The sequence below is a fragment of the Caballeronia sp. LZ032 genome (assembly GCF_031451315.1).
Lineage (GTDB): Bacteria > Pseudomonadota > Gammaproteobacteria > Burkholderiales > Burkholderiaceae > Caballeronia.
This window is the reverse complement of record NZ_JARUXP010000007.1, coordinates 22,122-44,847: the sequence shown is the minus strand read 5'-3', so window position 1 is coordinate 44,847 and position 22,726 is coordinate 22,122. Positions and strand designations below refer to the sequence as shown.

The 22,726-nt window shown below is 60.8% G+C and carries 20 protein-coding genes and 2 pseudogenes; 14 read left to right on the top strand and 8 right to left on the bottom strand.

The genetic code is table 11. The annotated features are described in order from the left end of the window. Positions 1-3: 3 nt before the first annotated feature. The 6 genes from QCE69_RS36685 (at position 4) to QCE69_RS36660 (ending at position 6,773) form a co-directional block, all read left to right on the top strand. Positions 4-1,554, top strand: a complete 1,551-nt coding sequence (locus tag QCE69_RS36685; RefSeq protein ID WP_244797915.1) for an efflux RND transporter periplasmic adaptor subunit — start codon at positions 4-6, stop codon at positions 1,552-1,554. Continuing rightward, positions 1,551-4,757, top strand: coding sequence for an efflux RND transporter permease subunit (locus QCE69_RS36680; RefSeq protein ID WP_244797916.1), 3,207 nt, complete (start codon positions 1,551-1,553; stop codon positions 4,755-4,757). The genes QCE69_RS36685 and QCE69_RS36680 overlap by 4 nt, the downstream gene beginning before the upstream one ends. Next, entirely contained in the window at positions 4,754-5,104 is a 351-nt protein-coding gene (locus QCE69_RS36675; protein ID WP_244797917.1) for a copper-binding protein, read from the top strand. The genes QCE69_RS36680 and QCE69_RS36675 overlap by 4 nt, the downstream gene beginning before the upstream one ends. A gap of 438 nt (positions 5,105-5,542) precedes the next feature. Further along, on the top strand, positions 5,543-5,896 hold the full coding sequence (locus QCE69_RS36670) for a hypothetical protein (RefSeq protein WP_244797918.1): 354 nt from the start codon (positions 5,543-5,545) through the stop codon (positions 5,894-5,896). Between the two features lie 128 nt (positions 5,897-6,024). Continuing rightward, positions 6,025-6,321 carry a hypothetical protein gene (locus QCE69_RS36665; RefSeq protein ID WP_244797919.1) on the top strand — a complete coding sequence of 99 codons (297 nt, stop codon included), beginning with the start codon at positions 6,025-6,027 and terminating at the stop codon, positions 6,319-6,321. 2 nt (positions 6,322-6,323) lie between these two features. Next, positions 6,324-6,773 carry a DUF2933 domain-containing protein gene (locus QCE69_RS36660; RefSeq protein ID WP_244797920.1) on the top strand — a complete coding sequence of 150 codons (450 nt, stop codon included), beginning with the start codon at positions 6,324-6,326 and terminating at the stop codon, positions 6,771-6,773. A gap of 15 nt (positions 6,774-6,788) precedes the next feature. Here QCE69_RS36660 and QCE69_RS36655 read toward each other — a convergent pair. Beyond that, positions 6,789-8,857 (bottom strand): annotated as a pseudogene (locus QCE69_RS36655) (heavy metal translocating P-type ATPase). A 156-nt stretch (positions 8,858-9,013) separates the two neighbouring features. Here QCE69_RS36655 and QCE69_RS36650 point away from each other — a divergent pair. The 4 genes from QCE69_RS36650 to QCE69_RS36635 all read left to right on the top strand — a co-directional run bounded on the left by QCE69_RS36650 (position 9,014) and on the right by QCE69_RS36635 (position 13,463). Continuing rightward, a complete protein-coding gene (locus QCE69_RS36650; RefSeq protein WP_309935811.1) occupies positions 9,014-9,334 on the top strand; it encodes a hypothetical protein in 321 nt (106 codons plus the stop codon). A 118-nt stretch (positions 9,335-9,452) separates the two neighbouring features. Then, positions 9,453-9,884: a Cd(II)/Pb(II)-responsive transcriptional regulator gene (cadR, locus tag QCE69_RS36645; protein WP_244797922.1), complete on the top strand. Its 432-nt coding sequence runs from the start codon at positions 9,453-9,455 to the stop codon at positions 9,882-9,884. Positions 9,885-10,151: 267 nt separating this feature from the next. Further along, a complete protein-coding gene (locus QCE69_RS36640; RefSeq protein WP_309935810.1) occupies positions 10,152-11,423 on the top strand; it encodes a hypothetical protein in 1,272 nt (423 codons plus the stop codon). Positions 11,424-11,558: 135 nt separating this feature from the next. Then, a complete protein-coding gene (locus QCE69_RS36635; protein WP_309935809.1) occupies positions 11,559-13,463 on the top strand; it encodes an ATP-binding protein in 1,905 nt (634 codons plus the stop codon). A 36-nt stretch (positions 13,464-13,499) separates the two neighbouring features. On the opposite strand, the gene QCE69_RS36630 is transcribed toward QCE69_RS36635, so the two are convergent. After that, a complete protein-coding gene (locus QCE69_RS36630) occupies positions 13,500-13,757 on the bottom strand; it encodes a hypothetical protein (RefSeq protein ID WP_309935808.1) in 258 nt (85 codons plus the stop codon). Between the two features lie 230 nt (positions 13,758-13,987). Between QCE69_RS36630 and QCE69_RS36625 the strand changes: the two genes are divergently transcribed. After that, complete coding sequence (locus QCE69_RS36625; protein WP_309935807.1) at positions 13,988-14,260, top strand: hypothetical protein; 273 nt, start codon at positions 13,988-13,990, stop codon at positions 14,258-14,260. Here the strand turns inward: QCE69_RS36625 and QCE69_RS36620 are convergent. Both QCE69_RS36620 and QCE69_RS36615 read right to left on the bottom strand, forming a co-directional pair. Further along, on the bottom strand, positions 14,250-14,885 hold the full coding sequence (locus tag QCE69_RS36620; protein WP_309935872.1) for a GGDEF domain-containing protein: 636 nt from the start codon (positions 14,883-14,885) through the stop codon (positions 14,250-14,252). The two genes, QCE69_RS36625 and QCE69_RS36620, sit on opposite strands and share 11 nt — an antisense overlap. 30 nt (positions 14,886-14,915) lie before the next feature. After that, positions 14,916-15,621: pseudogene (locus QCE69_RS36615) on the bottom strand (MASE4 domain-containing protein); the annotation flags it as partial. A gap of 198 nt (positions 15,622-15,819) precedes the next feature. On the opposite strand from QCE69_RS36615, the gene QCE69_RS36610 reads away from it, so the two are divergent. The 3 genes from QCE69_RS36610 to QCE69_RS36600 all read left to right on the top strand — a co-directional run bounded on the left by QCE69_RS36610 (position 15,820) and on the right by QCE69_RS36600 (position 19,698). Then, positions 15,820-16,146 carry a hypothetical protein gene (locus QCE69_RS36610; RefSeq protein ID WP_309935806.1) on the top strand — a complete coding sequence of 109 codons (327 nt, stop codon included), beginning with the start codon at positions 15,820-15,822 and terminating at the stop codon, positions 16,144-16,146. A gap of 455 nt (positions 16,147-16,601) precedes the next feature. Next, the gene (ligD, locus tag QCE69_RS36605) at positions 16,602-18,551 is read left to right on the top strand and encodes a DNA ligase D (RefSeq protein WP_309935805.1); all 1,950 of its coding nucleotides are present in this window, start codon (positions 16,602-16,604) and stop codon (positions 18,549-18,551) included. A gap of 625 nt (positions 18,552-19,176) precedes the next feature. After that, complete coding sequence (locus QCE69_RS36600) at positions 19,177-19,698, top strand: hypothetical protein (RefSeq protein WP_309935804.1); 522 nt, start codon at positions 19,177-19,179, stop codon at positions 19,696-19,698. Between the two features lie 54 nt (positions 19,699-19,752). On the opposite strand, the gene QCE69_RS36595 is transcribed toward QCE69_RS36600, so the two are convergent. Genes QCE69_RS36595 through QCE69_RS36580 form a run of 4 tightly spaced genes read right to left on the bottom strand, consistent with a single transcriptional unit; the run spans position 19,753 to position 22,726 of the window. Then, entirely contained in the window at positions 19,753-20,262 is a 510-nt protein-coding gene (locus QCE69_RS36595) for a hypothetical protein (protein ID WP_309935803.1), read from the bottom strand. Between the two features lie 58 nt (positions 20,263-20,320). After that, positions 20,321-20,530, bottom strand: a complete 210-nt coding sequence (locus tag QCE69_RS36590) for a hypothetical protein (RefSeq protein WP_035967815.1) — start codon at positions 20,528-20,530, stop codon at positions 20,321-20,323. Between the two features lie 57 nt (positions 20,531-20,587). Then, positions 20,588-21,892 (bottom strand): cation:proton antiporter, encoded by a 1,305-nt coding sequence (locus QCE69_RS36585; protein WP_309935802.1) that lies wholly within the window; start codon positions 21,890-21,892, stop codon positions 20,588-20,590. Positions 21,893-21,901: 9 nt separating this feature from the next. Further along, positions 21,902-22,726: a tetratricopeptide repeat protein gene (locus tag QCE69_RS36580; RefSeq protein WP_309935801.1), complete on the bottom strand. Its 825-nt coding sequence runs from the start codon at positions 22,724-22,726 to the stop codon at positions 21,902-21,904.

Below are 22,726 nucleotides of genomic sequence, written 5' to 3'. Positions count from 1 at the left end.
CGCATGCAAAAGAAACAATTGGCACGCGCAGCCTTGGCGGTGTTTGCGGCAGCGGCCCTACTCGCCGTCGGCTATGTTGCAGGCACCCAGCGTCCGGCTTCGGGGGGAGCAGGCGCTCTCGCCCCGGTGTCAACGTCAGCAGACAAGGTCGACGCGAGAGCGGGTCGCAAAGTCCTCTATTGGCACGACCCGATGGTTCCGGCACAACATTTCGACAAGCCGGGCAAGTCGCCTTTCATGGACATGCAACTCGTACCCGTCTACGCGGACGAAGATGGTAGCGCGCCGGGTGTCAGCATCGATCCTGGCCTTCAGCAGAACCTCGGTATCCGTTACGCGACCGTGCGCCGGCAGGATACTTCGGATGGGTTCGACGCCGTCGGCACCACACAGTTCGACGAGTCGCGAGCAGACGTCGTGCAATCACGCGTGACGGGTTACATCGACCACCTAAACGCCAGCGCCCCGATGCAGCGGATTGCAAAGGGCGCACCGATTGCGTCGCTCTTCGTTCCGGACTGGCTGGCACCGCAGGAAGAGTACCTTGCGCTCAAGCGCAGTGGAATGGACAGCAACATGCTGGAAGCGTCCCGCGCGCGCATGCGGGCGTTGTCGATTCCGGACGGCGTCATCGCGGCCCTCGACCGGACCGCTAAGGCGCAGACCCATGTCGTGCTGTCATCGCCGGAAACGGGCGTCGTGAGCGAACTGAACGTCAGGGAAGGCGCGATGGTCACTCCTGGGCAGACGCTCGCCAAAATCGCGGGGCTCTCGAAACTGTGGCTCGTCGTCGAAATCCCAGAGGCGCTCGCGTTGTCCGTGCAACCTGGCATGGCGGTCGACGCGACGTTTAGCGGTGACCCATCCCAGCGCTTCAAAGGCCAGATTCGGGAAATCCTGCCTGGCATCAGCACGACCAGCCGCACACTGCAGGCTCGCCTTGAACTCGACAATTCAGCGCTCAAGCTGACGCCGGGCATGCTCATGCGAGTGCACGTCGCCGGCCAGAAGGCAGTGCCGCGGCTGCTAGTGCCTTCAGAAGCCGTTATCACAACCGGCAAACGCTCCGTCGTCATCGTGAAGAACGGCGACGGACGCCTGCAACCTGTCAATGTCACCGTCGGCAACGACATTGGTAACGAGACTGCGGTCGTCAGTGGTCTGAAGGAGGGCGAGACTGTCGTCGCTTCCGGCCAATTCCTCATCGATTCCGAAGCCAGCCTCAAATCGGTTCTGCCGAGGCTCGAAGGTCGCCGCGCATCGAGCGCAACGGACGTCATGGCCGCGACCGGTTCGGCTGAAGCCTCATCTTCGGGGGCGACTCAGACGTATGAGACCACCGGGAAGGTCGAGAAAGTAACTGCAGGCGACATCACCTTTTCGCACCAGCCCGTTCCCGCCCTGAACTGGCCCGCAATGACTATGTCATTCAGTAAGCCCGCGCCAGACGCGTTTCCGGATGTAAAGCCGGGCGAGACCAAGCACTTCGTCTTTCGGCAGTCTGGAGACGGCTACCAGCTGACAAAGGTCGAACCGGTCGGAGGCGCCAAATGATTGCGCGTCTTATCCGCTGGTCCATCCGCAACCGATTCCTCGTGTTGCTTGCGACCGTGCTGGTCACGTCATGGGGCGCCTACTCGGTAAGCGAAACGCCGCTCGACGCGCTGCCTGACCTGTCCGACACCCAGGTCATCATCAAAGCATCGTATCCGGGCAAGGCACCGCAGGTCATCGAGGACCAGGTCACCTATCCGCTCACCACGACACTGCTTGGCGTGCCGGGCGCAAAAACCATTCGCGCCTATTCGTCGTTCGGCGACGCGTTCGTGTACGTGCTCTTCGATGACAAGACGGACCAATACTGGGCACGCTCGCGCGTGCTCGAATACCTGAATCAGGTGCAAAGCCGCTTGCCGTCGGGAGCGACGGTCTCGCTCGGTCCTGACGCGACCGGCGTGGGCTGGGTGTACGAGTACGCGCTGGTCGATAGAACCGGGCATCACGACCTTGGGCAACTGCGGGCGCTGAACGACTGGTTCCTGAAGTTCGAGTTGAAGTCGGTGCCCGATGTGTCGGAGGTGGCCAGCATCGGCGGCATGGTGCGCCAGTATCAGGTCGTCCTCGACCCGGACAAACTGCGCGCATTTGGCATCACCCAGGCAATGGTGGCCGATTCACTGGCCAAGGCGAACCAGGAATCGGGCGGTTCGGTGGTCGAGATGGCGGAGTCCGAATACATGGTCCGCTCTTCCGGCTATCTTCATTCCCTGGATGACTTCCGCAACGTCGTGCTGCGCACAAACGATGCGGGTACACCGGTACTGCTCGGCGATGTGGCGCGTATCCAGATTGGACCCGAGATGCGGCGCGGCATTGCGGAGCTCAACGGGCAGGGTGAAGTCGCGGGTGGGGTCATCGTTATGCGCTCGGGGAAGAACGCACTGACGACCATCGACTCCGTGAAAGCGAAGCTCGCCGACCTTAAACGTTCTCTACCCGCCGGCGTGGAAGTTGTAACCACCTATGACCGCTCCCAGCTCATCGAGCGCGCAGTAGACAACCTTAAAGACAAGCTCATTGAAGAGTTCATCGTCGTCGGGATTGTCTGTGCGGCCTTCCTGTTTCATTTGCGCAGTGCGTTCGTTGCGATTCTGTCGTTACCGCTCGGCGTTCTCGCCGCGTTCATCGTGATGCACTATCAGGGTGTCAATGCGAACCTGATGTCGCTCGGCGGTATTGCGATTGCCATTGGCGCGATGATTGATGCCGCTATCGTGATGATAGAGAATGCTCACAAACATCTGGAAGCATTCGAGCATGAGTATCCTGGCGTGCGGATTTCTGCCGCGCAACGCTGGGAGCTCATCGCAACGTCTGCGGCCGAAGTAGGGCCGGCGCTCTTCTTCTCGCTGCTCATCATCACGCTGTCGTTCATTCCGGTCTTCTCGCTGGAAGGGCAGGAAGGTAAGCTGTTCTCGCCGCTGGCATTCACTAAGACCTACACGATTGCGGCTGCTGCGGGACTGTCGGTCACGCTCGTGCCCGTCCTGATGGGCTACCTCATACGTGGCCGCATCCCGCACGAAAATGCCAATCCCATCAACCGGGTGCTCATTCGCCTCTATAGGCCCCTGCTCGAAGCAACGCTTCGACGCCCGTGGTTCGTGATTGGGCTCGCCGTGATTGCGTTGGCTGCCACGGTAGTCCCGGTTTCGCATCTCGGTGGGGAATTTCTGCCTCCGCTTGATGAGGGCGACCTTCTGTACATGCCGACGGCGCTTCCGGGCATTTCGGCCGAGAAAGCGTCCGAACTGCTGCAGCAGACCGACCGGCTCATCAAGACCGTGCCGGAGGTGGCGACCGTGTTCGGCAAGTCGGGCCGCGCCGACACTGCCACGGACCCGGCACCGCTCGAAATGTTTGAGACCACAATTCAGTTCAAACCGCGCAACCAGTGGCGCCCGGGCATGACGCCGGAGAAGCTCGTCGACGAACTGGACGCGACAGTCAAGGTCCCTGGCTTGTCGAACGTCTGGGTGCCGCCCATCCGCAATCGCCTGGACATGCTGTCGACGGGCATCAAGACGCCCGTCGGGGTCAAGATTTCCGGTGCGGACCTCTCGCAGATAGACCGGATTGCGACGCAGGTCGAGGCAGCCTTGAAGGACGTGCCTGGCGTGACGTCCGCATTGGCCGAACGGCTAAACGGAGGTCGTTATATTGATGTCAATATCGACCGGTTTGCGGCGGCCCGTTACGGGCTGAGTGTGGCCGACATCCAGTCGGTCGTCTCGTCGGCGGTAGGGGGTGACAACGTCGGCGAAGTAATTGCTGGTCGGGAGCGGTTTCCCATCAATATCCGCTATCCACGCGAAGTCCGGGATTCGCTCGAGCGGCTTCGCCAGTTGCCAGTCATCACCGACAGGGGCGCGCAAATACAGCTCGGCGATGTCGCACATATTGCAATTGCCGACGGTCCCCCGATGATTCGCAGCGAAAATGCGCGTCTCTCGGGCTACGTTTACGTGGACATCCGAAACACGGACCTGCAGTCAGCCGTGAAAGCAATGCAGCGTGCCGTTGCGGAAAAGGTCGTTCTTCCCGCCGGGTACTCAATCGCGTGGTCCGGACAGTTCGAGTACCTGGAGCGCGCGGCGGCCAAACTGCGGACGGTCATTCCCGTGACCCTGGTCGTCATCTTCGTGCTGCTCTTCCTGACCTTCAATTCCGCGGCTGACGCGTTGTTGCTCATGTCGACGGTGCCTTTCGCGCTGGTGGGCGGCCTCTGGTTCATCTGGATATTGGGTCATGCCGTGTCGGTCGCGACATCTGTGGGCTTCATCGCACTCGCCGGTGTTGCTGCTGAATTTGGCGTCGTGATGCTGCTGTACCTCAAGGGGGCACTTAATCGTCGGCTGGAAAACGGTAAGCCTCTGACAGAGGCGCTGCTTTTCGACGCAATTCTCGAAGGCGCTGTGCTGCGGGTGCGGCCGAAAGCGATGACGGTTGCGGTCGTGCTGGCTGGTCTCGTGCCCATCATGGTTGGACAGGGCGCGGGGACGGAAGTCATGCAGCGCATCGCTGCGCCGATGGTCGGCGGCATGGTCACCGCGCCCCTTCTGTCGATGTTCGTGATTCCCGCCGCCTGGTTCCTGTCACAGCGCCGTCAAGCACGAAAGGCCAGCGCGGCCCGTTTTCGTCGTGAAGTACCTTCCGGCGCGAGAGTGCCATCAACCGAAACTGGAGAAATTCAATGAAGAAACTGATTGTCGCGACAGCGGCGTTTGCAGCCGTTGTCGCCACCCTCGCGTTTGCTGGCGATGACATGGCCGGCATGAATATGTCCACAAAATCTTCGGCCGCGAAGGCGTCGTCGAACGCCGCGTTGACCGATGCGGAAATCAAGAACGTGGACGCGACGACCGGCATGATTACGCTGAAGCACGGCGCGCTGGAGAACGTCGGCATGCCGCCAATGACGATGGCCTTCAAGGCAAAGGATGCTGCGATGGTCAAGCGAGTCCACGAGGGCGACAAGGTCAGGGTTCGCATCGAGAACGTCAACGGCAACCTGACCATTGTGAGGCTGGAAAAACAATCTTGACGATGAATTGACGCCGTACTCGCAGGCTCGTAATAGACAGAACCCGCGATGCTAGCGACATCAGTTGAAGCGTGGAACGAGACGGTCAGACATGTCTTGCGCATTGCGCTCGGCTTGCTGTCTCTCTGACGTCGCTGGCCGCGCAACTGTCAACGAGTCGGCACTACTGTCATCCGAGCAGCGTTTCTGTTAGCGGGTGTCGCTCGGCGCGGCGCACGAGGTGGTCGCCGAGCGATGGCGAGGCGCTTCAGACTTTTGAACCGCCAGCCATCCTTTTTCGACGCAGCGGCCGCAATTCGACGCGCTACTCGCCGGATTCGTCGGCGCCGATGCGTTCCTGCCGCACCTGGAGAAATGGGCCCCAGTGACATGAAGCCACGCCTGAGTCTCCTGACGTTGTCTTAGCGGTGCGCCGCGACCAGGCCTATACTGAACTTCATGAAATTTTGGGTAAAACTCGTCGCATGTTTGCTGATTGTCTGGTTGCCTTTGATTGGCGACCCGGCATGGGCGACGTCATGCCCGGAAATGACGGCAATGGCATCACAGCAAGCCAGCGTGTCGGATGCCTTTGACTCGACACCCTGCGGACACGACGTGGAACACAACGCCGTGAACGTCCATCACGTCTGCCCGGGCGGCGCAAGCGGTTTCCTTTGCGGTGTGCCGCCCATACCCGTGAAGCATTCGCTCCTCGACGCGCCTTCGTCACCTGTCTATCGGGCGGTTACTCCCAACTTCGCTGAAGAGTTCATTCCGGAACTTCCCGCGCCTCCGCCTCGTTCGGTGTAACTCCCTTTCAACCAGGTTTGATCGGTTGTGTGCCGTCGCTCGCACACGTTCGCCTACGCGCAACGACTGTCGACCTGCGCGTGAACGCTTCACGAGCGACACGATTCAATTGAATTTCGGAGCTTTCCATGAACACTAAAACTGTAGGCGCATTGATTTTTCCGGCAGTGCTTCTCGGTGCAAGTGCCGTCAGCATGGCGGCAGCAGGAGCAGGAGTGAATACGTCTCCCGGCTCGTCATCGCCGAGTCGGGAACACGGCTCGATGATGGGCATGGGCGGAATGATGGGGAACTGCCCGATGATGGGCGGTACGGCCGGTATGGACCCGAAAACCGCGATGAAGATGCACGGCGAGATGATGCGTGCGATGGGCGACATTATGCTCAAGTACGCGGACCAGGCCGCAGCTGCTCCGTCGAAGTAAATATGTGTTTCGTTCTCTCCCACAATATCTCAACACATCGCCGCGAGGATTCAACCTCGAAGTACAACACGAAGTCGACGGTGACTATTGCGCTTGCTCTCGCACTGATTCTAGCAATCGGTTACTGGGCTCTGCCTCAGATACTGGGCGAGCTCAGCACATTCGTAGCGATGGCCAGCGTACTGATTTGTCCGCTCTCGATGCTATTCATGATGCGCGGCATGCAGACCCCGTCGATGGGCCGGGGAAGCCTGGTCAGGCGCGGGAAAAAGCGGCTCCTAGTTCAGCCATCTGATGGTGTTACGCAGGGCCGGTGTGGCATGAATGGACTTCGCGCCGAGTCCTTGCGTAGTGCAGGATCGACATGTCGAACGGAAAGGCAGAGAAAATGCCCGTGCAACATACATTGCAACTATCCCATCGCAACCTCCGGTCGATTCAAAGCGTACTAGCAAAGGTTCGCCCGGTCACTTGCGCAGCAGACGAAGGCCATTGCCGACAACGAGCAGGCTGGCTCCCACGTCAGCGAATACGGCCATCCACATGGTTCCGTAGCCGACCACCGTCAATGCAAGGAATACAGCCTTGATTCCGAGTGCTAGCGTAATGTTCTGCACAAGAACTGAGTGGGTAGCCTTCGACAGACGAATAAACGCAGGAAGCTTCCTTAAGTCATCGTCCATCAACGCGACATCTGCCGTTCGATTGCCGTATCAGTTCCCATGGCGCCCATTGCAAAGCCAATATCAGCACGCGCGAGCGCAGGCGCATCGTTGATGCCGTCGCCAACCATGCCGACTATGACTGCGTTCGCGGAGAGCCGCTCTATTGCACGCAGCTTATCTTCCGGCAATTGATTTCCGTCAGCCTGGTCGATTCCGACCTGCTTCGCGATGGCTTGCGCGGTGTGACGGTTGTCGCCGGTCAGCATCGCCGTGCGCACGCCGAGCTCGTGAAGCTCTGAAATTGCCTCGCGGCTGCTGTCCTTGACGGTGTCTGCCACCGCAAAGAGCGCGAGCACCCGGCTGTCGTCAATCAGCATTACGACCGTCTTGCCTTGACGTTCAAGGGCATCGAGTCGCTCCTCCATCTCTGCGGAGCAGCGACCAAGTTCTTCGACCAGCCGATGGTTGCCGAGCGAATAACCTTTCCCATCGACAACGCCGCGAACGCCTCTCCCAGGAATTGCCTCAAATTCTTCGGCCCGATACCGCGTTATGTCGTCATTGTCCGCGGCTCGTGCAATGGCCGTCGATACCGGATGGTCGGAACGATCTGACAGGCTTGCTGCGAGTGAGCGAACGCGTGCGGCATCAATGTCCGTCACACGCAGTTCGAACTCTGTCTGGAGCGGCTTGCCGTGGGTGATGGTTCCGGTTTTGTCCAGTGCAAGCCATTCGAGCTTTCGTCCCTGTTCCAGATACGTACCGCCCTTGACAAGGATGCCTCGGCGCGCCGCTGCCGCGAGGCCGCTGACAATCGAGACCGGTGTCGAGATAACTAGCGCGCAGGGACAAGCGATGACGAGCAGGACAAGCGCCTTGTAAATCCAGTCGAACCAGTCGCCCGAAAACAAAAGCGGTGGTACTACCCCAACTGCGAGCGCCACGACGAAAACGATCGGGGTATAGATGCGAGCGAACTCGTCGACGAACCGCTGTGTTGGAGCCTTCGAACCCTGCGCCTCTTCAACTGCGTGAATGATGCGCGCCAGCGTCGTGTTGTTTGCTGCGGCAGTGACCCTGTACTCAAACGAACCCGACTCGTTGACGGTTCCAGCGAACACCGCGTCACCCTCCGCCTTTTCGATGGGAAGGCTCTCCCCAGTGATGGGCGCTTGATTGATGCTCGAACGGCCGTTTGTGATTTCGCCGTCGAGACCGATGCGCTCGCCAGGCTTCACGCGGACGACCGCACCGAGAGTGACGGAGCTCGCTTCCACTTCAGCCCACGACCCATCCGACTGCCTGACGGTCGCCGTTTCCGGCGCCAGCCTTATCAAGCCCTGGATAGCATTGCGAGCACGGTCGAGCGACTTTGCCTCGATGAGTTCGGCTATGGTGAAAAGCACCATGACCATCGCTGCTTCCGGCCACTGGCCGAGCAGCAGCGCGCCCGTGACGGCGATGCTCATCAGTGCATTGATGTTCAGGTTACCGTTGCGGACGGCAATCCAACCTTTCTTGTATGTCGTCAGCCCCGAGCCAAATACCGCGAGCAAAGCGAGTGCGGCGACGAGCCAAGAAGGCTGTCAGAGCCAACTGGCGACCTCCGCGCAAATCGCCACAATGCCGGAAAGCGCCAGCGGCCACCAGGATTTGTGCTCAGGTTCCGGCACCTTCTCAGGTTGCCCATCTGCGCTAGCCAGCTCCGGCGTGAAGCCCAGTGACCGTACGGCATCGAGTACGGGGGCAAGCGCCTCTGGCTTGTGAGCAACCGTCAGCACGCGCTGCATCAGATTGAATTCCATCGCGGTAACCGCCTGCATGCCAGTCAGTTTTTTGCGGATTAACGCTTCCTCTGTCGGGCAGTCCATCTGAAGGATGCGGATTTGTGTCCGAACCGTGCCGCCAACCGAAGTCGGCGCGGCTAATGCGCTGAGAGATAAGGCAAGATGTGCGCAGCAGCTATCGCTAGCGGCAGTCGCACAGCAGCTATTGCCGGCCGCAGGTCGGGGAGCGTCACTCTCGCAATGGTCTTGGCTGTGTTCGTGACCATGACCGCGCTTTCGCTGATTCGAGCCATCCGCGATTGGCTCGGCAAGCGCTCCGAATGTCCGGGTCTCGGCGCCACAACAGCTGTCGGCGTTGGAAGGCGCGCAACAGCTTTTTCCACCCGAATGTTCGTTAGCCTGGCTATCGTCGTGGTCGTGGCCACTCTTTCGGTCGTCTGCGTCTTCGCAGCAGTGGGCGTGACCGCTCGAGGAGCCGCGTTCGTGTTCCTCGTCATCATGGCGCTCTGCGCGCCTGGCAATGCGGCCGCGGTCCTGCTCATGTGCAGTTACAGCGTCTGAGCCGTGCTCCTGGCGCCTTTTCGAAACGTTTCCATCCGACATGGTGGTATCCATCCTTGATTTATGATGTAGTAAACACCTTGGAGTGGCTCCAAGGTCAAGGTGGAACGGAAAAAACATGAAAATCGGTGAACTGGCGCGACTGGCTAATTGCACCACCGACACGATCCGATTCTATGAAAAGGAAGGGTTGCTTCCCGTGGCGGACCGGACAGAGGCGAACTATCGGACCTATAACGAGGGCCACGTCGACCGCTTGCGTTTCATCCGGAACTGCCGCGCACTGGACATTACGCACGACGAAGTTCGTTCGCTGCTTGAGGCCGCTGACAACTCAGGCATCGGCTGTGGTGCCGTGGACGCGCTAATTGATGAACACATTGACCACGTCAACACGCGTATCGATGAACTGCTTCAACTTCGGGCGCAATTAACCAAGCTGCGCGAGAGATGTGGTGGTGCGCGGCCGGTCGAGAACTGCGGGATCATTCACGAGCTGACATCAATGGAAACGGCCAAGCCGAAATCAAAAGCTTCTCACTTGGGATAGGCGTCAGGCAGGCGCCGCACGACGGATGAGCGGCAAAACGAAAGTCGCATTCACGTTTCAGAGGCCAGTCGGTCACGACGCGCTACACCATCGAATCGAGCGGTAACACTTCCTGGAAACCTGCAGCGGGATTTCGAAAAATCGTAGGCAATTACGCGTCGAAAGTGTTACCTGTGCGAATTCGCCAATGCGGCATGGCATGTAACACTTTGCCGGTCTGTTGTAGATGTGATTGGCAGGGACGAAAGCACCTCGCGTGCGGTCGCAATGACTGAGCGACGCGACAGCGCCGATCACGCGGTTAGAAGCCGAACCGGGGCGCTCACCCTCAGCCCGTTAAGCGAATGGACGTCTGACGATGTGTGGACGATGCTCGCGTTGTTAGCCGATCCAAAATGCATGCCGTTCGTTTCGCCGTTGCTGCCCGCGACTATCCACCGCCTGTCGGAGATCTACCGCGCTGGCAACGGTGGTACGTGCGGCGTCGTGGTGGGTGAATCGGGTGCTCGCGCCGCGTGCGGCTCGCGTTTCGGGTGCGCATTTTGTTGCGTCGCCGGTGACCGGGACAAGTCACTTGAGGCCATGATCGAGGATGAGCAGTACGGGCATCTTCGGCCGCTGAACGACTTTCGCAACTATCTGCTAGCAATCCAGTGGGACATGTCGCGCCGGGAGTTGGTGGGACGTTCGCTGAGCGATGCGGGATACACGCGCATCCAGGCAGACACCTACAGCTACGCGACGCGAGTCGACTTGCTCAAGAAGCTCTGCAGTATCGACGCGGCCGAGCGCGACCGCGCCGAAGCGCACTCGGGTGCGCTGGCAACCGGGCTGATTCCCGACACGGAAGAGAATCGGCTGCTGTGCGAGCCGCAGTTCGAGTTCGTGACACCGCAGCAGTTGGTGGCCATCGACTTCTTTCTCTCGATGCATCACTACGCGCCGCATGCGTTTCCGGCGCTCGCGGTTTGGCACGACGTGAACGTGCTTGGGCGTCGGTATCCGGTTCCAAAGCTCGACGGCTTGCCAAAGACCGACATCCTCCTGCACGGCTGGTATCCGGTCGGGCAGTATGACCGGGACGCGCCGTCGCTCGGACTGCGCTCGTTCGATGCAGAGCAGTGGAATCCTTACCGGCATCCCAGTCGGCCAGGGCGATATGCGAGGACGACCGGTGGCGAGCAGACGGTGTATTTCGAGGAAGCCACGCAGTTTGAGGTGGACGCGCAAGCCGCCTGTGCATTCGTGACGTGCACGTATGACACTGCTTTCCTGTTGGACACGCAGCATCGCGACGCTATTGACTCAGCGCATTTCTGGCTGAACGAGGGCATCGTGAAACTGCCGACTGGCATGGCGCAGCGGTATCAGGACATGGCCAAGCGCGGGCAGTACTTCTCGCGACTCGCTCAGCGGTTGAACCTGGCACCGGCGGGGCTCGATGCGCATCTGATCGCGAACGCGATCGATGACGAGGAGCACGACTCGCTGTTGGGATACGACCCGACGCAGCTAAGTCTTTTTGCGGAAGCGGCTTAGCCGCCAATTTTCACTGTGTTCAAGCTCCGGGTCGCCCCCGGAGCTTTTTTTTCGCCTGCAGTGCGGTGCATCCCCTTTTTATATACGAGGAATGGATAATGCGCCGGACAAAAGCTTTACACTCGGGCCTCAGTCATGATCGTTCGTATCGCACAATACCCGTTCAAGACGCGCCTTCTACTTGGCTTCGCGTCGACAGCCGCTATCCTAGTAGCGCAGCAAATGCTGACCATGCTTGCACAAGGCCGGCTGCCATTCCTTCTCATTAGCGCCGCGCTGCCGTTTGTCACCGTGCTGTTCGGCACTTTCTCGGGGGCATTGCTTCTCCTAACCGGGATCGGGTTTGGCGCGCTGTGGATGGACCCTATCGGCCGCTTGGAGGTGCCGCGGTCGAACGAACAAATTGTGCTGCTGGCTTACACAGTCGTCGGCGCGGTGCTGGTGATTGCCGGACAGCAATTGGCCAAGGTGGCGAGGCGCGCGGGGACAGCCGAAGCAGCGACGCAGGACGCAGCGGGGCGCCTATTGCAGGTCGAGCGCGATGCGCGACATCGGTTCGACGTGGCGTTGAATAGCGCCGGCGTGCCGTTTTTCATCGTCACGCCGGTGATGCGCGGCGGTTACATCACGGAACTTCGTTGGGACTACCTGAACGAGGCGGCCGCGCAGTTATTTAACGAAGGCTCAGGGGTCGTGGTCGGTAGTTCGACTTCCTATGTCCGCCCGCCCGGGTGGGATGCCGATATTTTGCTTGAACGACTCGCCCCCCTAGTTGAACGGCAAGGGCGCGACGCCTTCGACGTCCGTGTTCAAGGAGCTAACGGCGATCAATGGTTTCACGTCGTCGCCGCGTCACTCGATGGTTCGGTCGTCGCGTGGTTCGGTGATGTCACGGCGCGGGTGCGAGCAGAACAGGCGCTCGCAGAAGCTGATCGCCGCAAGGATGAGTTCCTCGCGACGCTCGCCCATGAACTGCGCAATCCACTCGCGCCGATCCGACAGGTCGCGGAGATACTCGAACAGCCCGGTGTGACGGACGGGCAAAGAAGGTGGTGCACGACGTTGCTGCGCCGACAGTCGGCCGCGATGGCACTTTTACTGGATGACCTACTGGACGTCTCGCGCATTACACGCGGGGCTCTGTCGTTGCGCAGGGAAGCGGTGGCGCTCAAGGAAGTGATTGACGATGCGGTCGAAACCGCGAGGCCGATGCTTGACGGCAAGAGCCATGAGCTCGTCGTCAAGCTCCCCGCCCGGCCGGTCCATCTCGAGGTGGACCGCCTACGGCTCGCGCAGGTGATCGCCAACCTTCTCACCAACGCGGCGAAATATACTCAACCGGGCGGGCACATCGAACTGACGGTGACCTCTGTCGAGGCGGAGATTGTTTTGGCAGTCCGCGATAACGGCATTGGCATCGAGCCGGACAAGTTGTCAGCGATCTTCTCGATGTTCTCACAAGTGAACCCGGATCATCACCGGCAAGGGGGTCTGGGCATCGGACTGGCGCTGTCGAAATCACTGATCGAACTGCACGGAGGCCGTCTAACGGCATCAAGCGCCGGAAAAGACAAAGGGAGCTGTTTCTCCATTCACCTCCCGGCAAACTGCAGGGTAGTGCCACCTGAGGTGCCGGCGCGCGATGCGCTTGTGATCCCATCGTCGATTAAGACGCGCCGCATTCTAGTCGTTGATGACAACGTCGATGCCGCCGATGCGATGACGGCGCTTCTCGCATTGGAGGGCCATGAAGTCCGCACCGTCTATTCAGGCGAGGAGGCGGTGGAGATCCTTGGCCAGTACAGCCCCGAGGTGATTTTGCTTGATCTCGGTTTGCCGGGAATGAGCGGACTGGACGTGGCTCGCCATATCAGGGGGACGCCTTCTATGAAAGACGTCACCCTCATCGCCATTACCGGCTGGGGCCAGCCTCAAGACCGGGCGCGCACCGCAGACGCCGGATTCGACTTCCACTTCACCAAGCCTGTTGACGTAGGCCAGCTTAGCCAAGCTATTGAAGGTGCGGTCGCAGCAGCCTAACCGAAACCCGCGTAGTTCATTCGCACGTCCCGGGGCCTAAAACCCCGGGACGTTCTTATTTCGGAGATTGTGATCGCCGAAGTTCGGCGCAGGCAGCGTTTCCCCGGGCTTCACGCCAAGCAGTTCCATGGCGCGCAGGATCGCCGCAGTTTCGTAGCTGAAATTTAGTCTCACCGGTTCGCTGTCGTCGAGCAGAACGATTGCGCCGGAATGAACGCTCAGAGCGTGCAGAGCCGTGTTTAGCGCCCTTGCGATTTCGCCATCGCGCGTCTTTTCATCGAAGATCGGGTTCATCGCTTTTCTCCTTGACGCCGCAGCGCATGGCTATCTCACGCACGGGCTGTACCCACTGACAGTGGTTGCCGTCGTTCCCCCGAATCTTCGAGGGATGCAAAGCTCGTCGACGCTTGCCGAAAGCAACAATCAGCGTGTATGAAGGAATTACTTCTCTCTCTCAATGGCGGGTATTATTTACCGCAAATTGGACTAGTATTAAGAACGACTAGACCTGAGAGAAGACTGCAATGCAAGCGGACTACGAAGTGCGCTACAAGGGTTTCACCCTGTCACCGATTGCTGTCGACGAAGGGAACTACTACACCGCGATGGTGATTATCGGTGCCGCCGACGGAGAAATTCGTGCGAGCGGCGCGCTCGGCCAATTCGCGTGCGCGCTATCAGCTCGGCGGTACGCGCTCGCCTACGGAATGGCGGACGTTGACCACCGCGAACCGCCGATGCCAGACTGGCCAATGCGGATTGCAGTGCCTCGTGCCGGGCACCGCTCTAAAGCCTAGTGCTCGAAGCGATGCCTAGCCGTGCCGGGCTTGACATCGGCCCGTGGTCGGCAATCTCTGCGGCATCGACCACTCGATTGCGCCCGCGCGACTTCCCTCGGTACAGGGCGGCGTCTGCAAGGCCCAGCAGCGCTTGGCCCGACTCAGGCTGGTTCGGTAACGTGCAAGCCAGACCGATCGAGACAGTGACGGGTCCGCCGCGCGGCGATGCCGATGGAATCGCGAGCTTCTCCACCGCTGCCCTCAGCGACTGACCGACGCGCAGTCCCGCCTCCGATTCACATGCGGGCAGGACGACGACGAACTCTTCACCGCCATATCGTGCGATGAAATCGCTTTGACGACGCAAGGTGCTCGCGAGCGCGTCGGCGACTTGTTTCAGGCACTTATCGCCCGCCAGATGCCCGAAGGTGTCGTTGTATGGCTTGAAGTGGTCAACATCGATCAGCAGAACGCACAACGGCTGACTGCTGGCGGAAGCCAAGGAAAACTCCTGCGCAAAGCGCTCATCGAAGTAGGCGCGATTGAAGACGCCCGTGAGGCCGTCACGCGCCGACGTCTCGACTAGCGTCCGGTGAGTTTCAGACAGTCGGCGGTACAGACTGGTCGTCTCATAGACCAGCATTCCGAGTACAGCGCTCGATGACACCATCGAGGCTCCGCGTGCGGCGTACCAGCCCACGCTGTAACGGGCGCTCGCCGAGAGGGTCAGCGTCACATCGATCAGCGCGCCGAGCAGCGCGACTCCCAGCCACAGGTCCATCAGGGACCGCAGGCGAGTGGTCGAGACGTGGAGTCCGAGCGCGGCCAGACACGTCGCTTCGACAATGAGTGCAGCGGGGCTGCTTGATAGCTGCGCATAGGAGCCGGACCGCGCGACCAACGACGGAAGGTGCGATTGCCCGGCAGTTGCAAGCGCGCACAGGCCGACCGCTAGGGCTACCGCACCCACGGCCACGGCTCTGCCGCGCGCCCGGTGGTTCAATCTCGATGGAACCGAGCGGGAAAGCAACGAGGCCGTCACCAGAGCAGGGAAGCCCCCATGCCAGAACACCCAGATCCAGATCGCCGTTTGCGGCCCCGCACCAAGCAGACCTGTCGGCGAGAAGATGCCTGGAGACGAGTAACTGAATGGCGGCGATGACGCTGGTGAACGCGTACGCTCCGCTGAGCGCTGCAAACAGCAACCTTCCCGAGACCACGTACTGCGTCCATAGCAGCAGCGCAGTCAGCCCCTCCGTGAGAGTGACCCAGGTGGCGAATACCGGCAAAAAGGCGGGAATGACAGGCCCAGCGTTCTTGGCGTGCGGCCAGACGAGCACGGCCGCGAAAATTGAGAAAGCCGCTGCGGCGGCGGCCATGGCTCGATGCCGCGGCGTGGATGACAGGTGAATGAGCGTGGTTTGCATTGCAGGAGAAGGCGTAAGTGCGGCCGCTGCCGCTGTAGCCCCTCGCCCAAGGAATCTAATCTTCCTATAACGGCCGCGGGCCATGGTTCTTGGACCGTAGGTTCGTCGATTGCTATCATTGTCCAGCAACGGTAGCTATGTTCAATCGGCATGAAAGTGACCATTGTTTCGCATGAGCCGCCACCACCAGGATCGGCGGAGGAACTCCATCGGTTCCGCTTCGAAGCGGATGACGGCTCGGGCTCGCCCAGATGCCACGAAATCACGCTGCGCACCGCCCGCGTGATCGTCGAGAACCTGGACCGCCACGACGCCGTCACCAAGATGCTCCGCTCAATCGTCAGCACGGAACGCCCCGACTACGACAATCTGATCAGTACGACCTATACGAATGACAACGACGCCGACGATGCCGCACATGCCGCAGCCCCAAGACGAATCGACAAACAAAATCGAGTACCGCGAATGGACCATTGACTCGCGGCCTGAACGAAACGGCCACCATTGGCACTCATGGTGCGAAGTCGAGCGCCAACCGACCGAAGACGAGGCTGACGGCCAAATCTTCCACTTTTCCGATATCGGGTACTTCGACACTGAGCGCGCGGCGCACGACCGCGCCATCGCATGGGCAAAGGCGTGGATAGAAGAGAACTTCTAGGAAGGGTGGATTAGTGCGGGCAAGGGCTTTGCGCTCTGAGTGCGCAATATGCTTTCGGGTATCGCGCTATGACGATCGGAAATGAACCCGTAGACGAGGTGGTCGTCCGGCCCAACGAACACGCTGGATGGCGCATTGAGGTTCCCGATGCCGACCGCCCCGGAGGAGTCTTTGTGATGATTGTGGCCCGAAAGCAAGAGGCGCTAGACCTCGCGGCACAGCTCTATCCTAGAGCGCTGGTTCGCGTGGTCGATGATCCTCCGGTCAGCACATGAAAAAGCGCTCCCCGAGCCGAGGCGGGCCAACCGCTGATGCGCTATTGCCGGAGTCGATTGCTCCTCAACTAGCGACGCTCGCCCGCCGGCCGCCTGCGAGCGGCAACTGGCTCTATGAAATCAAGTTCGACGGCTATCGCCTGATGTGCCGAATCGAGGGCGGACGCGCGAAGCTGATCACGCGCGGGGGACACGACTGGACAGGGCGATTGCCGGCGCTCGCGGCCGCCGTCGACGAGATGCCGGTCGACGACGCGTGGCTTGATGGGGAGGTGGTCGTGCTCACCGAGAGTGGCACCCCCGACTTCAACGCGCTGCAGAATGCTTTTGACCGCCGCAGCACCGCGCAACTGACCTTTTTCGCGTTCGATCTCCCCTTTCTCAACGGGCGTGATTTGCGGGAAGTGCCGCTCTCGCAGCGCAGGGAACTACTCGGCGAATTGATCGCCCAAACGTCGAGCGAGCGTATCCGCTTTAGTGAGTCCTTCACCGAAGACCCGGAATCGCTGCTGGCGTCCGCGTGCCGGATGCGGCTCGAAGGCATCATCGGCAAACGCGCCGATGCGCCGTACCGTTCGGGCCGCTCGACCGACTGGATAAAACTCAAGTGCCTCCAACGCCAGGAGTTTGTCGTTGGCGGATACACGAGACTGGCGGGCGCAAAAAGCGGTATGCGGTCGCTGATGCTCGGCGTGCACGAGCGAGACGGCAGCCTACGCTTCGCCGGAACTGTTAAGGCAGAGCTGAAGCCGCGCCCGCTCGCCGAGCTTGAGAAGAAGGCGGCGAAGCTTCTTCGCGACGATCCGCCTTTCTACAATCCGCCCCCGCGCGAGAAGGATCGCGACTTCGTCTGGCTAGCGCCCGAACTCGTTGTCGAAGCGTCGTTTCTCGAATGGACGCCGTCGGGCGAGGTTCGTCATCCCGTTTTCCAAGGCATGCGCGAGGACAAGCCGGCCACCGCCGTGACCGAAGAGACGGTCGTCGACGTCGATGAACCGGAGAGCCTGCCGCAGGCCAAGGGAACGACGCGGGTATCACCTGGCCGGGCCGGAACGCTCGTCATTGCAGGCGTGAAGGTGTCCAACGCCGAGCGGATCATTGACGACGTAACGCGCATGAAGAAGATCGATCTCGTGCGCTACTACGACGAGATTGCGGAGTTCGCGTTGCCGTACTTGAAGGATCGGCCGGTGTCGCTCGTACGGGCACCGGACGGCATCCACGGTGAGTTATTTTTCCAGAAGCACGAGGAGCGCTCGAAGATCCCCGGTATCACGCGGCTGCCGATCGAACTGCACCCCGGCCATCCGCCGCTGCTGGTCGTCGACCATCACGAAGCGCTCATCAGCCTCGCGCAAATGAACGTCGTCGAACTGCATAGCTGGAACGCCGTGCAGCCCGACCTCGACCATCCCGATCGATTCATCCTCGACCTCGATCCAGACCCCGAGCTGTCATGGCAAATGATGGTCGATGCCGCGACGCTCTCAAAGGTGTTGCTTGACGAGATCGGACTCAAGAGCTTCATCAAGACGAGCGGTGGCAAAGGCTTTCACATCGTCGTGCCGCTCACGCGCCGGCAGCAGTGGGACGAAGTGAAAGACTTTTCGCATGCGGTCGCGCGCTACATGGCGCGGCTGATGCCTGAGCGGTTCTCCGCCGTCCTTGGCCCCAAGAACCGAGTCAAGAAGATCTTTATCGACTACCTGCGCAACAGCAAAGGGGCGAGCACGGTCGCGGTGTTCTCCGCACGCGCTCGGTCAGGAATGGGCGTGTCGATGCCGATTGCGTGGGACGAGCTACAAGACATCGGCCGCGCGGATCAGTGGACGATCAAGACGGCCGCGCAGCGTATGCACTCCCTCAGGACCGATCCGTGGGAGGGTTTCCATCGAACGCGGCAGGGCATCACGGCGGCAATGCGTCGCGCGGTCGGCATGCGCTGATTCGGGCTGCTCCAGGGCATTAAGTCGTCGCTTCGGTCGCCGCTTTATCGGCAGACGACGCGTGTCCTATCGCGCGGACAGAGCCTCGTTTCCCCGCTTCTTCGTCGTTTGGTGATCGGCGTCGCACATTTACACTTGTTTTCGTGGCGATGAACAGCACGAGTCGCACGGAGGCAGTCACCGAGATTCCGGCCCAACCTCCACGCCTATCCGGACAAGCGGTTGCCGCACGCGCGTCTCACGTTCATCGCTTCCTCATTCGCATTCAGTCGTTCCGGGGAAGCAGTCGTTGTCTAGCGGTAAGCAGGAGACGCAGTAGGGACGTAGTCGTTGAAGCGCAGCAGTTGAGAAATCGCAGCAAAGTTCGTTGTCACGTTCATAGGTGTTACGTGAGCCTCGCCCCGGGAAATCGGTCGAGGCTCTTTTTTTCGGTCTTGCCATTCGACGGCACGGCGCATCGCTCCTGTCGCCACAAGCCGATGTCTGGCTACTGTGTAGTTCCCGGGCTCCCCCATTCGGTCGTACCCCGCAGCCAGATCAGTGGCGCGCCTCTTGCGTATCTTCCGCGCTAGTTCAATGCAACCGTGGCCGCCGGCCGCGTTCTCAATGAGCAAATGGGGATGAGATGAGCGAGATAAACCGAGACAACAACGAAGAGAAGGCCGTTGAGCCGCATGACGCGAGGGAGCGTCGCGCGCTGCTGCTGCACTTTGGCGATGTGGTGGAATCAATCGGCTGCGTCTTGAAATGCTCTGACCGCCATCAGACTATCGGTGAGGCTGCCGCTACTGAGGACTCTCTCGCGGGCTTTCCGCTTCTCGGCTTCGTCGCGCCTCAGTTGATGCCGCGCGACTTCGCGGCGCGCGCCGCGTCCGCCTACTTCCTTTGGACGAAGGAGCTGCTTGAGGTCCCGCTTAACCGCAAGCTTTTGGCGCACACGGTTCAGCATGACCTCTTCGCCGGCAATCAGGCCGGGTGGGACGCCTACGTCGAAATGATGCGTGGTGAAGTGCCGTGGTTCGGCGAGGAGTTGGGGCCGGTCAGCGAGGCGTCAGTCGAGCCGGAGCGGACCGCAATCTGGCCACCTGCGCAGACAGCCGACACCGATGCAGCTTTACCGGTGAATCCGATTGAAGGAACCAGCTAAGCGGGTTGGCAGTCGTCGGAGATGGGCGGGGCGGCGCACTGTCGCTCGATCGCTTTATGCTGCGGCGAATATTACGCTGGCGGATTTATTGAGGTGGGTGTCGCCCGGCTCGATGATCGAGCCGACCCAGTCCGGGTAGGTGAGGCGGCGGTAGACGGTCGTCTCAAATAGCTCGCCGCGAGTGCGCCGGTAAAGCAAGCGTCCGGAGAAGTAGTACTGTGGCTCGGTATCGGGCGGTGGATCGATAGGTACGGTGCCGCGAAACGTGGTACGGCGGTCGGCCTCGAAGCTCGTCCAGAGCTCGCTATGAGCCGGGAGTACCGTTCCGGGGACGATCGCATTGGTGACGGCATAGCCCCATCCCGCTTTCGGCAATGCGTGGCGTGAGCCAATCATCGTCCGTTTGATTTCGAATGCGCTGCTCACGACCTCGACGTCGTACATGCCGGCGTTCTCGACGGCGAAGGTGACGTGAGCAGGCGTGCCCGGCCTGACTCGCGCCGGTTTGATGGAAAGCGGTGCGGGTGAAAGTTTCGAAGCGAGAGCACGGTCCGCATTGCCCATAGCGTCAGCGCCACGAAGGACTGGCTGTGGGCGAAGAAAAAAGCCGCGGCACGGCCGGTTAGTCGCCGGAGCCCAGTTCGCTATGTTTGTGCGAATGCGTCGCAGCGTGGACAAGCTCGTAGTGCGCGCCCTTGCCGCTGCGCGTCGGCGGGAAGTGCTCACCCTCGACGCACGTCACCTCGAAGCCGGAGCCGCCGTCGCCTTCCTTCACCACCTTGTAGATGCCCGAAGTCTGGACCTTCTCGCCGGGCTTGTGCTGGTCTGCCATGAGTTCCTCCGCGCTTTCGGTTATAGCGTGGAAAGAGCAAAGATTGTTCCGGCCCGATTACTTTCGGCTGAGATAGCGATTGAGGAGGGGCGTGGCACTGGCGCCGTGCACGAACACCGACAGGACGATGGCCGCGAGCAGGATTGGCAGGAGCGGCCCGACGCGGTCGTGCCCGGCTTGTTCGAGGGAGAACAGCAGATAGTAAAACGCGCTGACGCCGCGCAGCCCCAACCATGCCGAGAGGACGCGCTGCTGCCTGTCCAACGAAGAGCCAACGAGTGATAGCGTGGTGCCGAGCGGGCGGGCGACAATAAACAGGAAGAGGACTGGCCAAAGAACGGACCAATGCAGTAAGTCGCGCCAGTGCGCCGATGCGAAGCTGCCGATGATGACCATCAGACCCAGTTCGACGAATCGTTCAATCTCGACCGAGAAGCCCATCATGTTCTCCGCGATATACGCGTGAGCCAATTTCGGATCTTTGGCGGCTTCTTCCCGCTGGCCCCGCTCGACCGATTGCAACACCTCGCTTGGCGGCTTTTCACCCGTTGACTTCATTTCCTGCCGCCGCAGCGCGACACCGGCGACGAAGACGGCAATGAACGCGTAGCCATCGACGATAAGCGTCGCGCCGTAAGCCAAGGCAACGATTCCGAGCGCAAGAAACCCCTCCAGACCCAGCGCATGGTCGTACTTCGTGCGCAGCTTCGTCACGATCACAACGACACCGGTGCCCAACGCCCAACCAAATAGCACCGCGCTCGCCAGTCCCCACGCGATTGCAAGGGCGAACGTCCAGGGATTCCCGCTGCCCAGACTGCCGACTCCGCAAAGTGCGAGCGCAATGTAGACCATCGGAGAGGCCGCGCCGTCGTTGAGTCCGCCCTCTGATGACAGGGAAAAGCGCAGCGGCTCATCGTCGCCCGCTTCCTCGACGCGCAATTCGTTGGCCAAAACTGGATCCGTGGGTGCGAGCGCAGAGGCCAGCAGCAACGCGGGGCCTGCGGCCAGTCCAAGCCCCCACCGCGCGGCGGCGAACATGACCGCGATGGTAATGAGCATGGCTGGACCGGCGAGGCGTAACGTCAGTCGCCAGAGCGGCCGGGAAAGCTCGACGCGCAGATACATCCCGATGGCGAAGAGAGACACCACAAGTCCCGCTTCGGTAAGCGTGCGAAGCAGGCGTACGTCGCGCTCGACGTCGATGGTCAACAGCCCGGCGCACGCCGGACCAAGGAGGAAGCCGACAATGAGGTACACCATTGCGCCGGTCATCGGCAGCCGCTCGACCAGTTTGCGGCCCAGCGCCATCAGCACCATCAATGCCCCGACGATCAAGAACCAAACGGCTTCGATCGTCATCAGCGTCTCCTAGAGCTTCTGCAGTCTGCGGAACTGGTTGAAGTGGCGAATCGCGAGGGTCGCTTCGCCCAGTTCTTCATGGATGCGCGCGGCGTTGAAATGGGCATCAGCGAAATCGGGGTCCTGTTCAATGCAACGCTCATAAACCTGCAGTGCCTCACGGAAGCGGCCGGAATCCTCAAGCGCCACCCCAATGTTGAAAAGCAGCACCGGGTCGTTCGTCCGGTATCGCAGCGCGTCTTGGTACACCGCTATCGCCTCGTCGAACCGCTCGCTGTCCATCAGGATGCCGCCGAGGTTCAGCGATGCGTCGGTATAGTCGGGCGCGCGTTCGAGCGCTTTCCGATAGGCCGCTTCTGCGGCGTCGAGGTCATCGTCCTCCAGAGCGCGCGCCTGCCGGAACAGGTCAACGGCTTCTTCGCGTGCCCGCTGCTCGCGCGGCGCTTGCAGGGAGGAGACGTTTCCGGTTGCGTGTCCCGGCTCGAAATCCAGCAGCAGTTGGCCGGTCTCCGCATCCCACTGGCGGCTTGCCTCGTCCCGCACGGCGACGCGATCGCCGACAGCAGCAATGCGCACGCCAGTGAGCGATCCTTCACGGCCCCAGCTCTTCTGGAGGTGGTCGAGCGCGCGGACGATTTTCATTGGGGAGACACCCGCCACGCGGAGCGCATGCGCGGTCCTGAGCATGACGATGTCCTGGAAGGTGAAGCGCCGCTCGCCTTTTTCGCCGCTTAGCGGTGATACGAAACCCGCCGCGATCAACCGTTCAACGACGCTGCGCGACACACCGAGCATGCGCTGCACATCACGAAGGCTGTATCCGTCGTCTTGCAT

Excerpts from the sequence above, each read along its gene's own strand:
- QCE69_RS36685 (WP_244797915.1), top strand. The coding sequence starts at position 4 with ATGCAAAAGAAACAATTGGCACGCGCAGCCTTGGCGGTGTTTGCGGCA.
- QCE69_RS36680 (WP_244797916.1), top strand. The coding sequence starts at position 1,551 with ATGATTGCGCGTCTTATCCGCTGGTCCATCCGCAACCGATTCCTCGTG.
- QCE69_RS36675 (WP_244797917.1), top strand. The coding sequence starts at position 4,754 with ATGAAGAAACTGATTGTCGCGACAGCGGCGTTTGCAGCCGTTGTCGCC.
- QCE69_RS36670 (WP_244797918.1), top strand. The coding sequence starts at position 5,543 with ATGAAATTTTGGGTAAAACTCGTCGCATGTTTGCTGATTGTCTGGTTG.
- QCE69_RS36665 (WP_244797919.1), top strand. The coding sequence starts at position 6,025 with ATGAACACTAAAACTGTAGGCGCATTGATTTTTCCGGCAGTGCTTCTC.
- QCE69_RS36660 (WP_244797920.1), top strand. The coding sequence starts at position 6,324 with ATGTGTTTCGTTCTCTCCCACAATATCTCAACACATCGCCGCGAGGAT.
- QCE69_RS36650 (WP_309935811.1), top strand. The coding sequence starts at position 9,014 with ATGGTCTTGGCTGTGTTCGTGACCATGACCGCGCTTTCGCTGATTCGA.
- cadR (WP_244797922.1), top strand. The coding sequence starts at position 9,453 with ATGAAAATCGGTGAACTGGCGCGACTGGCTAATTGCACCACCGACACG.
- QCE69_RS36640 (WP_309935810.1), top strand. The coding sequence starts at position 10,152 with ATGACTGAGCGACGCGACAGCGCCGATCACGCGGTTAGAAGCCGAACC.
- QCE69_RS36635 (WP_309935809.1), top strand. The coding sequence starts at position 11,559 with ATGATCGTTCGTATCGCACAATACCCGTTCAAGACGCGCCTTCTACTT.
- QCE69_RS36630 (WP_309935808.1), bottom strand. The coding sequence starts at position 13,757 with ATGAACCCGATCTTCGATGAAAAGACGCGCGATGGCGAAATCGCAAGG.
- QCE69_RS36625 (WP_309935807.1), top strand. The coding sequence starts at position 13,988 with ATGCAAGCGGACTACGAAGTGCGCTACAAGGGTTTCACCCTGTCACCG.
- QCE69_RS36620 (WP_309935872.1), bottom strand. The coding sequence starts at position 14,885 with ATGCTGGTCTATGAGACGACCAGTCTGTACCGCCGACTGTCTGAAACT.
- QCE69_RS36610 (WP_309935806.1), top strand. The coding sequence starts at position 15,820 with ATGAAAGTGACCATTGTTTCGCATGAGCCGCCACCACCAGGATCGGCG.
- ligD (WP_309935805.1), top strand. The coding sequence starts at position 16,602 with ATGAAAAAGCGCTCCCCGAGCCGAGGCGGGCCAACCGCTGATGCGCTA.
- QCE69_RS36600 (WP_309935804.1), top strand. The coding sequence starts at position 19,177 with ATGAGCGAGATAAACCGAGACAACAACGAAGAGAAGGCCGTTGAGCCG.
- QCE69_RS36595 (WP_309935803.1), bottom strand. The coding sequence starts at position 20,262 with ATGGGCAATGCGGACCGTGCTCTCGCTTCGAAACTTTCACCCGCACCG.
- QCE69_RS36590 (WP_035967815.1), bottom strand. The coding sequence starts at position 20,530 with ATGGCAGACCAGCACAAGCCCGGCGAGAAGGTCCAGACTTCGGGCATC.
- QCE69_RS36585 (WP_309935802.1), bottom strand. The coding sequence starts at position 21,892 with ATGACGATCGAAGCCGTTTGGTTCTTGATCGTCGGGGCATTGATGGTG.
- QCE69_RS36580 (WP_309935801.1), bottom strand. The coding sequence starts at position 22,726 with ATGCAAGACGACGGATACAGCCTTCGTGATGTGCAGCGCATGCTCGGT.